Origin of the sequence: Streptomyces sp. NBC_01233, from assembly GCF_035989305.1 — a bacterium.
Taxonomy (GTDB): domain Bacteria; phylum Actinomycetota; class Actinomycetes; order Streptomycetales; family Streptomycetaceae; genus Streptomyces.
In genome coordinates this window covers 3,950,835-3,964,501 of sequence record NZ_CP108514.1, presented here as the reverse complement: position 1 = coordinate 3,964,501, position 13,667 = coordinate 3,950,835, and the positions used below count along the sequence as shown (strand labels likewise).

The window sequence follows — 13,667 nt, the reverse complement described above, 5'->3', positions numbered from 1 at the left end:
CACTTCGATGATTCCCGCTCCTGGGCGGTTCAGGCGTTGAGGAGTTCGGCGATCCCGCGTGCTGCTTCGCGTGCCGTGCGGCCGACGCCGATGAGGGTGGCGGAGGCGGGGCCGGTCCAGTCGCCGTAGCCGAGGAGGTGGATCCGCGGGTCGGCGACGGCGCGGGTGCCTTCGGTGGGGATGCGGCCGCCCTCGGTGCGCAGGCCCAGCGGAGTCAGGTGCGAGAGCGCGGGGCGGAAGCCGGTGCACCAGATGATCGCGTCGCAGGGCCGGGTGCTGCCGTCGGCCCAGCGGGCTCCGTCGGCCGTCAGACCGTCGAACATCCGGTGGTCGGGGATGAGACCGGCGTCGCGGGCCGCGCGTACGGGCGGGACGGCGACGATGTCGCCGAGGTCGGAGATGCGGGGACCGCCGGACTGGACGCGCTGGCTGGCGAGTTCGAAGAGGGCGCGGCCGTCGATCTCGTCCGGGAGATAGCGGGCCGGGCGCTGGGTGACCCAGCGGACGGTGGCGTGCGCGGCGAGGTCGGCGGCGATCTGGGCGCCGGAGTTGCCGCCGCCCACGACGATCACGCGCTGGCCGGCGTAGTCCCAGGGGCTGCGGTACTCCACCGTGTGGTGCTGGCGGCCCTGGAAGTCCGACCGGCCGGGAACGGCGGGCAGGAAGGGGCGCCACCAGTTGCCCGTGGCGCTGATGACGGCCCGGGCGGTCCAGGCGCCGGTGTCCGTCTCGATGCGCAGGAGCGGTGAGGCGTCGTGGACACCGGTGACGCGGACGCCGCGCTGGATGGGAAGTTCGTAGCGCTTCTCGTAGTCGGCCAGGTACTCCAGCACGTGCGCGACGTCCGGGAAGGGCTTGCCCTCCTGCTGCGGCATGAGGCGGCCGGGCAGGGAGGAGTACGCAGCCGGGGAGAACAGGTGCAGCGAGTCCCACGCGTGCTGCCAGGCCCCGCCGGGAGTGGCCTGGGCGTCGAGGATGGTGAAGTCGATGCCTGCCCGACGCAGGTAGTAGCCGGCGGCGAGCCCTGCCTGGCCGCCACCGACCACCACCACATCCGCGTGCTGCGTCATGCGGCGGGCCGCTCGCTGTCCGTCTTCCCGCGCATGAAGATGACCGCCACCAGGGCGAGGCCCACCACGGCGCCGACCAGCTGCATGCCGATGAAGCCGGGCACGGAGGCGGGGGCGATGCCCGCGAAGGTGTCCGTGAAGGCACGCCCGATCGTCACGGCCGGGTTGGCGAAGGAGGTGGACGAGGTGAACCAGTACGCAGCGCCGATGTAGGAGGCGACCGCGACCGGTGCGAAGCGCAGGCGGTCGGTGCGGGCCAGGCCGAAGATCAGCAGGATCAGGCCCGCCGTGGCGACCACCTCGCCCAGGAGGAGGTTCCCCGCCGAGCGGTCGTGCGTGGACCACTTCACCAGCGGCTCGCCGAACATCGCGTCCGCCAGGATCGCGCCCGCGATGGCGCCGACGATCTGCGAGGGCACGTACACGGCGAGCTCGCGGGCGGTGACCCCGGCGCCGCCGCGGCGAGCCGTCCACCACTCGGCCAGCGTGACGGCCGGGTTGAAGTGAGCTCCGGAGACCGGACCGAGGAGGGCGATCAGCACGCCGAGGCCGAAGACCGTGGCCGTGGAGTTGGCCAGCAGCTGCACGCCCACGTCCTGCGTCAACTCGGTGGCCTGGATGCCGGAGCCGACCACGACCGCCACGAGCGCGGCCGTCCCGACCAGCTCGGCGGCGGCCCGCGCGATGAGCGGGGTGCGGGGCGGGGTCGCGCCGGGGGCGGGCTGGGGCGCGTCGGCGGCTATGACGGCCTCCGCTGCGAGTGCGGTGCCGACGGGCTCGGTGACGGACAAGGCAGGTTCTCCTCGGGTAGGTGAGGTGGAGAGCGACTACGAGCTACGGACTACGGGCAGGACCGCTTGAGGTTCGCCTCGGCGGTGGCGCGCGCACTCTGAGCGAGATCGGTGAACTGACCGGCGAGCGACTCGATGACCTCCGGACGCAGGCGGTAGTACGTGAACCTCCCGCAGGGCTCCGTATCCACGACTCCGGCCTCGCGCAGCACCTTCAGGTGGTTGGAGAGGTTCGTCTGCTTGGCGCCCGTCTCCTCCACGAGGTGGGTGGAGCAGAGCGTTTCCTTGGCCAGGAGGGTCACGATCTGGAGCCTGAGCGGGTCGGCCAGAACCCGCATCAGTTCAGTGTCGACTGACGTCATCATGTGCTGATACTCTCACATCACTCTGGGCTGATACCAGTCCGGGCTGAGTCATTGGATTGAAGGAAGAGACGATGTCCTCCACCCCGCTCGCATCCGTGCTGTTCGTCTGCATCCACAACGCAGGCCGATCCCAGATGGCCGCCGGATTCCTGCGCCACCTCGCGGGCGACCGGGTCGAGGTCCGCTCGGCCGGCTCCGTGCCCGGAGACCAGGTCAACCCCTCCGCCGTCGCCGCGATGGCCGAACTGGGGATCGACATCTCCGACCAGAAGCCGAAGGTCCTCACCCCCGAGGCCGCCCAGGCGTCCGACTACATCATCACCATGGGCTGCGGCGACGCCTGCCCGTACTTCCCCGGCAAGACCTACCTGGACTGGCAGCTCGAGGACCCGGCCGGCCAGGGCGTCGATGCCGTGCGCCCCATCCGTGACGAGATCAAGGGCCTCATCGAGGGCCTCGTCGCCGAGATCGACGCCAAGAGCACCCAGAAGCAGGAGGGCTGACCACGTCATGACGACCACCCCGACGGGCACCGGTGACGTGCGCGAGGTCGTCATCATCGGCTCCGGGCCGGCCGGCTACACCGCCGCCCTCTACACCGCCCGCGCGCAGCTGAAGCCCCTGCTCTTCGGCAGTTCCATATTCGTCGGCGGTTCGCTCACCACGACGACGCGACACGAGGAAGACCGTGCGGTTGCCGCGGAGGGCGGCCACCGACTCCTCGACCGTGTCCCGGCTCCGCTCGTCCAGGGCGCTGATGGGCTCGTCCAGCAGCAGGGCGGCGGGTTCCAGGGCCAGGGCGCGGGCCAGGCATAGGCGTTGGCGCCGGCCGTTGGAGAGTGCCTGGGCCGGGGCGTCCAGCCGGTCGCGTACCTCGTTCCACAGGCCCGATTCCCGGGCTCGGGAGTCGGGAGTGGGGAGTCGGGAGTCGGGCGTGGGCGTCGGGGCAGTTCCGCATCGAGTAATACAGTCCGCCAATCGGTTGATCTGTGTGGCGGGTCGCCGATCCGCCCGCCACTTTGGCTGGGACGATCCCGCCCATGGCATCGAGGACAGGGTCTGTCGAGAGTTCGGCAAAAGCGCGAGTCGTCTTGCTGACGCTTTCGGCCGGTCAGTTCCTGATGGCGCTCGACAGCTCGGTCATGAACGTCTCGATCGCGACGGTGGCCGAGGACGTGGGCACGACCGTGTCGGGCATCCAGGGCGCGATCACCGCCTACACCCTCGTCATGGCGATGTTCATGATCCCCGGCGGCAAGGTCGGCGCGCTGATCGGCCGCAAACGCGCGTTCCTGATCGGCTGCTGCATCTACGGGGCCGGCTCCCTCACCACGGCGCTCGCGCCGAATCTGCCGGTGCTTCTGTTCGGCTGGTCGTTCCTCGAAGGCATCGGGGCGGCGCTCATCCTGCCCGCGATCGTGGCGCTGGTGGCCGGCAACTTCGTCGCTGAACGCCGGCCCGCCGCCTACGGGCTCGTCGCGGCGGCAGGGGCCGTGGCGATCGCGGTCGGGCCGCTCATCGGCGGCATCGCGACGACGTACTTCTCATGGCGGTGGGTGTTCGCCGGTGAGGTGCTGGTGGTGCTCGGCATCCTGCTGCTGGCCCGCCGCATCGCCGACGCCCCGATCGGCGAACGCCGGCGCATCGATCTCGTCGGGGTCGTGCTGTCCGCGCTCGGGCTCGGGCTCTTCGTCTACGGGGTGCTCCGCTCGGACGAATGGGGCTGGTTCCAGCCGAAGCCCAACGCGCCGTCGTGGCTCGGGATCTCGCTGGTCGTGTGGCTGATGATGGCGGGTCTGCTGCTGATCTGGCTCTTCCTCCGCTGGGAGGCCCGCCTCGTGGAGCAGCGCAGGGAGCCGCTCGTCGACCCGGCGCTGCTGCAGAACAAACAGCTCACGGGCGGGCTGACCATGTTCTTCTTCCAGTACCTCGTACAGATGGGCGTGTTCTTCGTCGTCCCGCTCTACCTGTCGGTCGCCCTCGGCCTGTCCGCACTGCAGACAGGCGCCCGCCTCCTGCCGCTGTCGGTGACCCTGCTGGCGGCCGCCGTGCTGATCCCCCGCTTCCTCCCGGACGTCTCACCGCGGCGCGTGGTGCGGCTCGGGGTCCTCGCCCTGCTCGCGGGCGCGGTGGTCCTGATGGCCGCGCTCGACGCGGACGCCGGTGCGGAAGTCGTCACCGTCCCCCTCCTGCTGATCGGTCTGGGGATGGGCGCGCTGGCGTCCCAGCTCGGGGCCGTCACCGTGTCCGCGGTACCGGAAGAGCAGAGCGCAGAAGTGGGCGGCGTCCAGAACGCCGTCACCAACCTCGGTGCCTCGATCGGCACGGCACTCGCCGGATCGATCATGATCGCCTCGCTCACCAGTTCCTTCCTGAGCAGCGTCGAGCAGAATCCGGCTATCCCGGAGAGCGTCAAGAGCCAGGCGACCGTCAAGCTCCAAAGCGGCGCACCGTTCCTGTCGGACGCGCAGCTCGAGGCGGCCCTCGACGAAGCCGGCACGAGCAGCGCGGTGACCCAGGCCGCGCTGGATGCGAACGCCGCAGCACGACTCGACGGGCTCGAGGCCGCGCTCGCCATCCTCGCCTTCGCCGCCCTTCTCGCGCTGTTCTTCACCCACCGCATCCCGACGACCCAGCCCCGCTCGGCGGAGCCCTAGGCTGTTTCCTTCGGATCACCTCACCGGCCAGATGAAGGTGGCGGCGACTGGAGTCCGGCGAGGTAGCGGTGACGCCGGCGTCGGCAGCGACGGATCGGGCGCCAGGTGTCGGGGATTTCGGAGTTCCGGGAGATTGCGCGGAATCGGGCGCCGTAAATTCCGCTTGTGCAGGCCTTTGTGCTTATGGGGCGAGTAGTTCCGGATGGCGGCGGCTCCGTCGAAGCGCCAGGTTTCCGCGGCGAGCATTCACTGCCGGGTGAACGAATCGACGGCGGGGCGGAGGCCACCCCGCCGTCGATCACGATGGCCGGCATCCGGCGCCGGACCGTGCCGCTCAGTGGTTGATGTCGACCACGATGCGGTTCGGAGCCGTGAGCTTCGAGATCCGGTACGAGGAGTGGTCGCCGAGGGCGAGTCCGATGTTGAACTCACGTCCCTCGGGGTCGGTGGTGCCGGTGCGGCCCTGTCCCTTGAGGCTCGGGAAGTTGTAGGTGAAGTAATCCGGACTCGTGTACACCGCCTTGGAGTTGGCGAAGTCGAATCCGGTCGCCTTGGACAACTTGATCTTCAGGTACTGCTTGCCCGTGATCGGGACCACGTGCTCGTTCGTTTCGTCACCGCAGCAGGTCAGCGGGGTCGTCTGCGTGGTCGTGGTCCACTGCGGGATCGGTCCCTCGCCCAGGTCGATCACGAAGCGGTCGAAGCCCGGGTGGGTCGCGGCGCGGACGCCGAGGACACAGGTCCCGTAGCAGTCGGGGGCGGCGGCCGCGGTGGATGCGCCGGCCGCGGTGGCCGGCGCCGTGAGACCGGCCGCCTGGGCCTGCGGCACGGCTATGCACAATGCGCTCGCCGCGACGGCGACGGTGGATGCCAGCAGCCGAACGGCCCTGTTGGAATGCATGCGAGAACTCCCCCTCAAGATAATGGAATTGCACGAGTTGATGTGGCGTGACGGTACAAATGCCCCTGAGCGGGGGGACGGTGTGCGCCGGCTGCGCGGCGGGATCAACCGCTCCGCCGCTACGGCGGGTCGGCGTGCGAGCCGTGTCGCCGTCGGGATGTGCCGTCAGGCTTCGCGGCTCCCGGTGGAGGTCCCCCCGTCCCCCCGAGCGGGTGCTGCCGGGACGATACCCCGGAAACAGGCGCAGGCCGACGGGGTTTCGGGGCGCACGGCCGTGGACCGGTCGCCGCAGGGCGGTGCGCCGTTCGAATTTGGCTTGAACAGTGGAGGTGCTGGCGAAAAACGGCTCATCAAGCGGACTCGGAAAGCGGAGCCTGCCCATCCGGAATGGGTGTGAGATACGGCTCATTCGCGTGGATCGTGTACGTCACCGTCAATTGGTCAAGGGGCCTCCGGTGTTCTTCGGGTGCGAGTTCGGCGGCTTGACTCGGCCTGGATCCCCAATGAAGATCTATGGAGTGCGGAGGGGGCCGCGCGATGCGGCCGGTCGTTTGCGCCCTCCCCTCGTGGCCAAGGGATCTATCAGGGGGAAATACCGTGAAGTTCCAAGTGCTCGGACCGGTAGGGATGGAGACGGAGGACGGGGCCCAGGTATCGCCGAGACCGCTCAAGGTCCGCTCCCTCCTGGCCTATCTCTGCGCGCACCACGGTGAAGCCGTGTCCTCCGGACGGCTCATCGAAGCCCTCTGGTCAGGCACTCCTCCGCAGACCGCCGCCACCGCCCTGCACGTCTACGTCTCCCAGCTGCGCAAGCACCTCCGGGCGCTCGGCCTCGACGCCGCCGCGCTCGTCACCACCCAGCCGCCCGGATACCGGCTGCGGCTCGGCGGGTGCGATCTGGACGTCCACGCATTCGACCGGCTGCTGGGAACGGCCCGTGAATTCCGTCGGGAGGGCGAGCGGGAAAAGGCTTCGAAAGCCCTGGAGCAAGCCATTTCCCTGTGGCGCGGACAAGCCCTCGAAGACCTGCGTGGAATTCCCGCCTTCGAATCCATCGGCCGGCGGCTGGACGAGCGCCGCTCCTTCGCCCATGAGCAGCGTTTCGAGCTCGAACTCGAACTCGGGAATCATCAGGTCCTCGTCGGTGAGATCCGCGCCCTGCTCGACGGCCGCTCGACGTGGGAAAACCTTTATGCCTACCTGATGGTGGCCCTCTACCGCAGTGGACGGACCACCGAGGCGCTGGCGACGTACAGCAGGCTCCGGAGCAACCTGGTCGAGGACCACGGGATCGAGCCCGCGCCGCGCCTCCAGCGGCTCCAGCACGCGATCCTGACGCACGCCCCCGCCCTGGACGACTGTGGCGCGGAGCAACTGGTCGGCGTCAAAGCCGCATGAGGGGGCGGGCCGGCCCGCTGCGTAGGCTGACGAGGATCATCAACTGCCCGTGAACGGGAGCTTCGAGGTGACGACGATGAACGCCCCCACCGTCCCCTGGTGGCCGCTGCTGCGGCCGCCGGGCGCGGCTGCCGTGCCCCGCGTACGCCTCCTGGTGTTCCCGCATTCCGGGTCCGGGCCCAGCACGCTCTACCCCGTCGTCGAGACGCTGCCCGCGGACGTGGAAGTGCTCGGGCTCTCGCTCCCCGGGCGGGAGCGCCGCTTCGGCGAGCCTCCGGGCTGCCGGCTCGACCAGGTCCTGGACGCGGTCTCCGACGAGGTGCTCGGCCGCGACCCGCTGCCCACGGTGGTCTTCGGGCACAGCCTCGGCGCGCTCCTCGCCGCCCGCGCGGCCCTGCTCCTCGGCCCGCAGTGCCGGGCGGCCGTGGTCAGTGGCCAGGTGCCCGGCCGGACCCCGCGCCGGGCCCACGCCACGGTCACCGAGGAGGACGCCGTCCGGCTGCTGCGCGACGGCGGGGGCACTCCGGAGTGGGTCCTGCGGGACCCGGACATGCTGGCCCACGTGACGCGCGTGCTGCGGGCCGACATCGCACTCAGCCGGGAGGCCGCGGCGGGGTTCGAGGACGTACGGCTCGACGTGCCGCTCCACGTGCTGGGCGGCACGGCGGACCCGCTGGTCCCGCACGAGCCGCTCGACGGCTGGGCCGACCACACGACGGGGCCGTGCCGGGTACGCCGCTTCGCCGGGGACCACTTCTTCCTGCTGGCCCGGGAGCACCGTGGCGAGGTCGGGGACATCCTGCGCGAGGCCCTCGCGGCAGGACTCTGAGAGCCGGCCCCGCGGTTCGGAACCTGTGCCGGCGATGCGCAGGGCGAGGCGGGCCGCCGCCGTGCAGAGCAGCGGGCCGGGGCCCTGAGTACGGACGCTCAGGACCCCGCCGGTCGAAGGCTGTCGCTTCCTTTCGGGGCTCGGGGTTCGGGGCCGGGTCCGGGTCCGGGTCCGCAGCCGTGGGGTGGCTACGGCCGGGTGACGCGGACCTGGTAACTGCCGTTGCGCAGCTGGCCCACCACCGAGACGCTGATGCCCGCCTTCTCGTCGGTGAAGGTCTCGCCCGGCCGGAACGGGGCGTCCGACAGTTCCGCGTGCACATTGGGCCGGCGCGTGCAGCCGCCGCTCGCGTCGGCGCTGTCCGACACCGTGATGGGGCCGTGCCCGGTGTCCACGTCGGAGTCCACCTTGTAGACGAGGACGCCGGGCTTGCACACGGCCTCGTCGTTACCGGCCCGGGTCCGCACCTCCACCGCGTACCCGGCGCTCTCCGACAACGGGATGAAGGCCAGTTTCGTGCCGCCCCGCACCCCCAGCGGGGACAGGGTGTGGTCGCTGGTGCCCGGCTTGGACGCGCAGCTGATCTGCGTGCTGTCCAGCCAGCCCAGCTTCCACTTGTGCCACCCCATGAGGTCGTTGTTGGCGCCCCAGTCCTCGCTCATGATGTCCCAGTGCCCGACCGTGCTCCCGCCGTCGGAGGTGTAGAGGTCGGGCAGTCCGAAGACGTGCCCGTTCTCGTGCGGGAGCACCCGGTAGCCGGTCTCCCGGTAGGTTCCGGAGCCGTCGTCCTGCCGGCTGTAGACGAAGGACGTGTTGGCCAGCGGCACCCCGTCGGCGACGGGGGCCTCGCCGTTGCCCGAGAAGGTCACCGAGAGGACGGTGTCCAGGGCGGACGGCCCGGCGTTCGGCGTGATCAGGATGTTGATCAGGTCGTACCGGCTGAAGTCCACCTCGGGGTCGGCGGCCTTCGCGATGTGCTCGACGAGCTGCCGGTAGCCCGGCTCGTACGGTGACCCGCGCTCGATCCCGTACGCCGCGAAGGGCATCGGCATCCGCAGCCAGTTCCTTATGGGGGCCTCGGGCCGGTAGGTGAGCCGTCCGTAGGAGCTGGTGCGGAACCAGTCGGCGGTCTGGGGGAAGAACTCGGCCAGCCGGTCGGCGGCCGCGCCCTCCCCCTTGGCGTCGGGGAAGTCGATCATCAGGTTCAGGGCGCGGACCTCGCCGGTCGAGCGCGAGTACCCGGGCGGGGTCGGCAGGCCCTCGGACATCTGCACGCCCATCGTGCCGGCGATCCGGCAGGGCGCGAGAGCCGATTCGACGGTCGTGGCCACAGGGCCGGACGCCGAGTGCCCGCGACTGGATATCCCGGTGCTCGCGGTCGCGGAGACGCCGAGGGCCAGCGCGGTCAGACCGATGAACGCGCTGGTGCGGCGGGGCTTGCGTATCCGGTGGCGGGTCTGCGGCATGGAGATCGCCTTCGGGTCCGCGGCAGCCGGCCCTCTCCGGTCTGCGCTCTGTGCGATCACCCTCCGACGGGCGCGGCGCGCCCGCGCGTCGGGCGAGGCCGAACGTGGACGGGCTTGTGGCTCAGGTCACACGCAGGAGTGGAATAACCGGGGACGGGATCCCCGTTTGTACGTGAGTCCCTGAAAGCGGGGACCGGCTCCCCGTTTGGGCGGGCCGGGCGAGCTGCCCGTGCGGCGAGCTGTCCGTACTGCGTGTCACCGTGCCAGGGAGGCCCCGGAATGAAGCGCCCCGCCGCCACCGCCCCGGCGGCCCCGTCCGCCCGTGCGTCCCGCGTGGACGGCTCCGGCGTCCCGCGTCCGCGCGCCGACGCCGTCCGCAACCGCGAGCGCATCCTGACGGCGGCCCGCGAGGCCTTCGTCGAGTTCGGTTCCGCGGCCCCCTTCGACGAGGTGGCCCGGCGGGCCGGCATCGGCAACGCCACCCTCTACCGGCACTTCCCCGACCGCCCCACCCTCGTCCGTCACGTCGTGCTCTTCGTGATGGGCCGGGTCACGGCCTCGGCCGAGGCCTCCCTCGCCGAGGAGTCCGACGCCTTCGCCGCGCTGTGCCGCTTCACGCACGCCGCGGCCGACGAGCGGATCGGCGCCCTGTGCCCCATGCTCGCCGACGACTTCGACCGCGAACACCCCGAACTCCTCGCGGCGCAGACCGCCTTGGAGTCGGCCGTCGAGACACTGCTGGCCACCGGCCAGGGCGCCGGAGCGATCCGTACGGACATCGGCGTCGGCGACCTGATGGTCGCCCTGTCCCAGCTCAGCCGCCCGCTGCCCGGGACCGCCTGCATCGACACCGACCGCTTCGCCCACCGTCACCTCCAGCTCTTCCTCGACGGGCTCCGGGCTCCGGCCCGCTCCGAACTGCCGGGTTCGGCGGCCACTTTCGACGACCTCCGGCAAAAAACCATGTGACGCGCACAAAGCTTGCCAACTAGCCTTTTTCAGTCATTCCGCACAGTGAAGTGGGTACCCCCATGTCAAAAACAGCCGCGACACCGCCGCTGGCTGCCGATCCCAGCCGCTGGAAGGCACTCGTCTTCATAGCCCTGGCCCAGCTGATGGTCGTCCTCGACGCGACCATCGTGAACATCGCCCTGCCGTCCGCCCAGACCGACCTCGGCATCTCGGACGGCAACCGCCAGTGGGTCATCACCGCGTACGCGCTGGCCTTCGGCGGACTGCTCCTCTTCGGCGGCCGCATCGCCGACAAGTGGGGCCGTAAGAACGCCTTCGTCGTCGGCCTCATCGGCTTCGCCCTGGCCTCCGCGCTCGGCGGCGCCGCGAACGGCGAGGCCATGATGCTCGGCGCCCGCGCACTCCAGGGTGCCTTCGGCGCACTGCTCGCACCGGCGGCCCTCTCGCTGCTCGCGGTGATGTTCACCGACGCCAAGGAGCGCGCCAAGGCCTTCGGCATCTACGGCGCGATCGCGGGCGGCGGCGGCGCCGTCGGCCTGATCCTCGGCGGCTTCCTCACCGAGTACCTCAACTGGCGCTGGACCTTCTTCGTCAACATCCCGTTCGCGATCGTCGCGGCCGTGGGTGCCTGGATGGTCATCCGCGAGCCCGCCGGCTCCCGCAACCGCGCCCCGCTCGACATCCCCGGTGTGGTCCTGTCCACCCTCGGTCTCGTCGCCCTGGTCTACGGCTTCACCCGCGCCGAGTCCGCGGGCTGGTCGGACGCCGTGACCGCGGGCATGTTCATCGCCTCGGCGCTGCTGCTGGCGGCCTTCGTCCTCGTCGAGTCCAAGGTGAAGTCCCCGCTGCTGCCGCTGCGCGTCCTGCTGGAGCGCAACCGCGGCGGTGTCTACCTCTCGCTCGGCCTGGCCGTCATCGCCATGTTCGGCCTGTTCCTCTTCCTGACCTACTACCTCCAGGTCGTGAAGGGCTTCTCGCCGGTCAAGACGGGCTTCGCCTTCCTGCCGATGATCGCGGGCATGATCCTGGGCTCCACGCAGATCGGCGCCCGCCTGATGACCCGCGTCGCGCCGCGCCTGCTGATGGGCCCGGGCTTCCTGCTCGCCGCGGTCGGCATGCTGCTGCTGACCCGGCTGGAGGTCGGGTCCTCGTACCCGGCGCTGATCCTCCCGGCGCAGCTGCTGCTCGGCCTCGGCATGGGCACGGCGTTCATGCCGGCGATGTCCCTGGCCACGCACGGGGTGAACCCGGCCGACGCCGGAGTCGCCTCCGCCATGGTCAACACCTCGCAGCAGGTCGGCGGCGCCATCGGCACCGCGCTGCTGAACACGATCGCCGCCTCGGCGACCACGGCGTACCTGACCGACCACGCGGCCGAGGCCGCGGCGGGCGGCCCGGCCGGACAGCTGATCCAGGCACAGGCCATGGTCGAGGGCTACGCCTCCGCCATCTGGTGGGCGGTCGGCATCCTGGTCGCCAGCTCGGTCATCGCCCTGACGCTGATCAACACCGGCCGTCCGAACGTCGGCGGTCCGGTGGCCTCCGGTGACGGCGAGGGCGCGGACGCCGAGTTCAAGGTCCCGGTGATCGCCCACTGACGGCGGTGCCCGCACGGGAATGACTGATCACCCCGCTTGGTTCAAATTTGAACCAAGCGGGGTTAGTCTTTTCGGGCAGCCCTGTACCGACGACGGAGGAGCGTCCCATGACCCCGGCCACTGCACCCCCGACCCCCACGGGTGCGACCCCGCAGGGGGCCCGCATGCCGGCGCTGTACCTCAGCCACGGGGCGCCGCCGCTCGCCGACGACCCGGTCTGGCCGGGTGAGCTCGCCGCCTGGTCCGCAGACCTGCCCCGCCCCACGGCGATCCTGATGGTCTCCGCCCACTGGGAGGAGGCCCCGCTCGCCCTCGGCGCCACCGAACGGGCCCCGCTCGTCTACGACTTCTGGGGCTTCCCCGAGCACTACTACCAGGTCCGCTACGACGCCCCCGGCGCCCCGCGGCTGGCCGCGTCGGTCCGGGCGCTCCTCAGGGCCCCCGGTACCCCGGTCCAGGACATACCGGACCGCGGGCTGGACCACGGCGCGTACGTCCCCCTCGTGGAGATGTTCCCGGAGGCCGACGTGCCGGTGCTCCAGATCTCCATGCCCACGCTGGACCCGCGCCGCCTGATGGACATCGGCCGCAAGCTGGCGCCCCTGCGCGACGAGGGCGTCCTCATCGTCGGCAGCGGCTTCTTCACCCACAACCTGGCCGCCCTGCGGCACCAGGGCCCGGGCGTCCCCTCCTGGTCCGCCGAATTCGACGCCTGGGGCCACGAGGCCCTGGCCGCCGGCGACCTGGACTCCCTGCTCGACTTCGAGGCCAAGTCCCCGTCGGGACGCCTCGCCCACCCCCGTACGGAACACTTCGCACCGCTCTTCGTCACCCTCGGCGCGGCGGAGGCCACCGGCGACCTCGCCGCCCGCCGCGACCCGGTGGACGGCTTCTGGATGGGCCTCTCGAAGCGCTCCCTCCAGTTCGGCTAGGCCTCGTCCCGCAGCGCCCCGGTGATCGACTCCTCGATGAATCCCTCGACGATCTCGGCGTGGTAGCCCTCGGGGAGTTCCATGGCTTTCCATGCCTGCCACAGGACGTCGTCCAGGTCCGACGGCGGCGTCGCGACCTTCACTCGGACGGGTGGTGGTCCAGCCGCTTCTCGTACCAGCGGACGTCCCAGTACCGGTCGAACTTCCATCCCGCCTCCGTGAACTCTCCGACGCGGCGGAAGCCGAAGCGCTCGTGGAGGCGTACCGAGGCCTCGTTCGGCAGGGCGATCCCGGCGAAGACGCGGTGCACCCGCTCCTCGGCCAGCTCCGCGAAGAGCGCCTCGTAGAGCAGGGTCCCGATGCCCCGCCCGACCGCGTGCGGGGCGAGGTAGACGCTCGCCTCCACCGATGTGGCGTAGGCCGACTTCTGGCGAAATGGCCCACTTGTGGTGTATCCGGCGATTCCCTCGCCCGTGCAGGCAACCAGAAGCCGGTGCGGACCGTCTTCAGGGTGGGAGTGCAGCCAGGGGCGCCGCTGTTCCGCAGTGAACTCGGCCGTGTCGAACGTGACGGCCGTCTCACGAACGTAGTGGTTGTAGAGGTTCGTGAGCGCGGCGAGATCGGCCTCGGTTCCGGGCCTGACCTGCACCTCTTCAAGTTCCTGCGGCATTCGGTCCCCTCTCGTGGC

General features: G+C 70.8%; 14 protein-coding genes and 2 pseudogenes. 8 read left to right on the top strand and 8 right to left on the bottom strand.

Features of this window, described 5'->3' with window-relative positions:
• Window positions 1-29 precede the first annotated feature (29 nt).
• The 3 genes from OG332_RS18510 to OG332_RS18500 are packed head-to-tail and all read right to left on the bottom strand — an operon-like array spanning window position 30 to window position 2,226.
• Window positions 30-1,070 (bottom strand): ArsO family NAD(P)H-dependent flavin-containing monooxygenase, encoded by a 1,041-nt coding sequence (locus OG332_RS18510; protein WP_327414520.1) that lies wholly within the window; start codon window positions 1,068-1,070, stop codon window positions 30-32.
• Window positions 1,067-1,861, bottom strand: a complete 795-nt coding sequence (locus tag OG332_RS18505; RefSeq protein WP_327414519.1) for an MIP/aquaporin family protein — start codon at window positions 1,859-1,861, stop codon at window positions 1,067-1,069. The genes OG332_RS18510 and OG332_RS18505 overlap by 4 nt, the downstream gene beginning before the upstream one ends.
• 50 nt (window positions 1,862-1,911) lie before the next feature.
• Window positions 1,912-2,226: an ArsR/SmtB family transcription factor gene (locus OG332_RS18500; protein WP_327414518.1), complete on the bottom strand. Its 315-nt coding sequence runs from the start codon at window positions 2,224-2,226 to the stop codon at window positions 1,912-1,914.
• A 71-nt stretch (window positions 2,227-2,297) separates the two neighbouring features.
• On the opposite strand from OG332_RS18500, the gene OG332_RS18495 reads away from it, so the two are divergent.
• A complete protein-coding gene (locus OG332_RS18495) occupies window positions 2,298-2,729 on the top strand; it encodes an arsenate reductase ArsC (RefSeq protein WP_327414517.1) in 432 nt (143 codons plus the stop codon).
• A gap of 7 nt (window positions 2,730-2,736) precedes the next feature.
• Window positions 2,737-2,898, top strand: a pseudogene (locus tag OG332_RS18490) (FAD-dependent oxidoreductase); the annotation flags it as partial.
• Here the strand turns inward: OG332_RS18490 and OG332_RS18485 are convergent.
• Window positions 2,899-3,120, bottom strand: a pseudogene (locus tag OG332_RS18485) (ATP-binding cassette domain-containing protein); the annotation flags it as partial.
• 146 nt (window positions 3,121-3,266) lie between these two features.
• On the opposite strand from OG332_RS18485, the gene OG332_RS18480 reads away from it, so the two are divergent.
• Window positions 3,267-4,883: an MFS transporter gene (locus OG332_RS18480; protein ID WP_327414516.1), complete on the top strand. Its 1,617-nt coding sequence runs from the start codon at window positions 3,267-3,269 to the stop codon at window positions 4,881-4,883.
• 334 nt (window positions 4,884-5,217) lie between these two features.
• On the opposite strand, the gene OG332_RS18475 is transcribed toward OG332_RS18480, so the two are convergent.
• Entirely contained in the window at window positions 5,218-5,784 is a 567-nt protein-coding gene (locus OG332_RS18475; RefSeq protein ID WP_327414515.1) for an AMIN-like domain-containing (lipo)protein, read from the bottom strand.
• 597 nt (window positions 5,785-6,381) lie between these two features.
• Between OG332_RS18475 and OG332_RS18470 the strand changes: the two genes are divergently transcribed.
• Together OG332_RS18470 and OG332_RS18465 are read left to right on the top strand one after the other, a co-directional pair.
• Window positions 6,382-7,182, top strand: a complete 801-nt coding sequence (locus OG332_RS18470; protein ID WP_327414514.1) for an AfsR/SARP family transcriptional regulator — start codon at window positions 6,382-6,384, stop codon at window positions 7,180-7,182.
• Window positions 7,183-7,258: 76 nt separating this feature from the next.
• On the top strand, window positions 7,259-8,011 hold the full coding sequence (locus OG332_RS18465) for a thioesterase II family protein (RefSeq protein ID WP_327414513.1): 753 nt from the start codon (window positions 7,259-7,261) through the stop codon (window positions 8,009-8,011).
• 188 nt (window positions 8,012-8,199) lie between these two features.
• Here OG332_RS18465 and OG332_RS18460 read toward each other — a convergent pair whose 3' ends face one another.
• Entirely contained in the window at window positions 8,200-9,477 is a 1,278-nt protein-coding gene (locus tag OG332_RS18460) for a M6 family metalloprotease domain-containing protein (protein WP_327414512.1), read from the bottom strand.
• 279 nt (window positions 9,478-9,756) lie between these two features.
• Here OG332_RS18460 and OG332_RS18455 point away from each other — a divergent pair, with 279 nt between their 5' ends.
• From OG332_RS18455 to OG332_RS18445, 3 genes are all read left to right on the top strand, one after another.
• Window positions 9,757-10,446 (top strand): TetR/AcrR family transcriptional regulator, encoded by a 690-nt coding sequence (locus OG332_RS18455; RefSeq protein WP_327414511.1) that lies wholly within the window; start codon window positions 9,757-9,759, stop codon window positions 10,444-10,446.
• A 62-nt stretch (window positions 10,447-10,508) separates the two neighbouring features.
• Window positions 10,509-12,047 (top strand): MFS transporter, encoded by a 1,539-nt coding sequence (locus tag OG332_RS18450; RefSeq protein WP_327414510.1) that lies wholly within the window; start codon window positions 10,509-10,511, stop codon window positions 12,045-12,047.
• Window positions 12,048-12,154: 107 nt separating this feature from the next.
• The gene (locus tag OG332_RS18445) at window positions 12,155-12,979 is read left to right on the top strand and encodes a dioxygenase family protein (protein WP_327414509.1); all 825 of its coding nucleotides are present in this window, start codon (window positions 12,155-12,157) and stop codon (window positions 12,977-12,979) included.
• On the opposite strand, the gene OG332_RS18440 is transcribed toward OG332_RS18445, so the two are convergent.
• Together OG332_RS18440 and OG332_RS18435 are read right to left on the bottom strand one after the other, a co-directional pair.
• Window positions 12,976-13,122: a hypothetical protein gene (locus tag OG332_RS18440; RefSeq protein WP_327414508.1), complete on the bottom strand. Its 147-nt coding sequence runs from the start codon at window positions 13,120-13,122 to the stop codon at window positions 12,976-12,978. The two genes, OG332_RS18445 and OG332_RS18440, sit on opposite strands and share 4 nt — an antisense overlap.
• Window positions 13,119-13,649, bottom strand: coding sequence for a GNAT family N-acetyltransferase (locus OG332_RS18435; protein ID WP_327414507.1), 531 nt, complete (start codon window positions 13,647-13,649; stop codon window positions 13,119-13,121). Before OG332_RS18435 ends, OG332_RS18440 begins: the two co-directional genes overlap by 4 nt.
• Window positions 13,650-13,667: the final 18 nt, after the last annotated feature.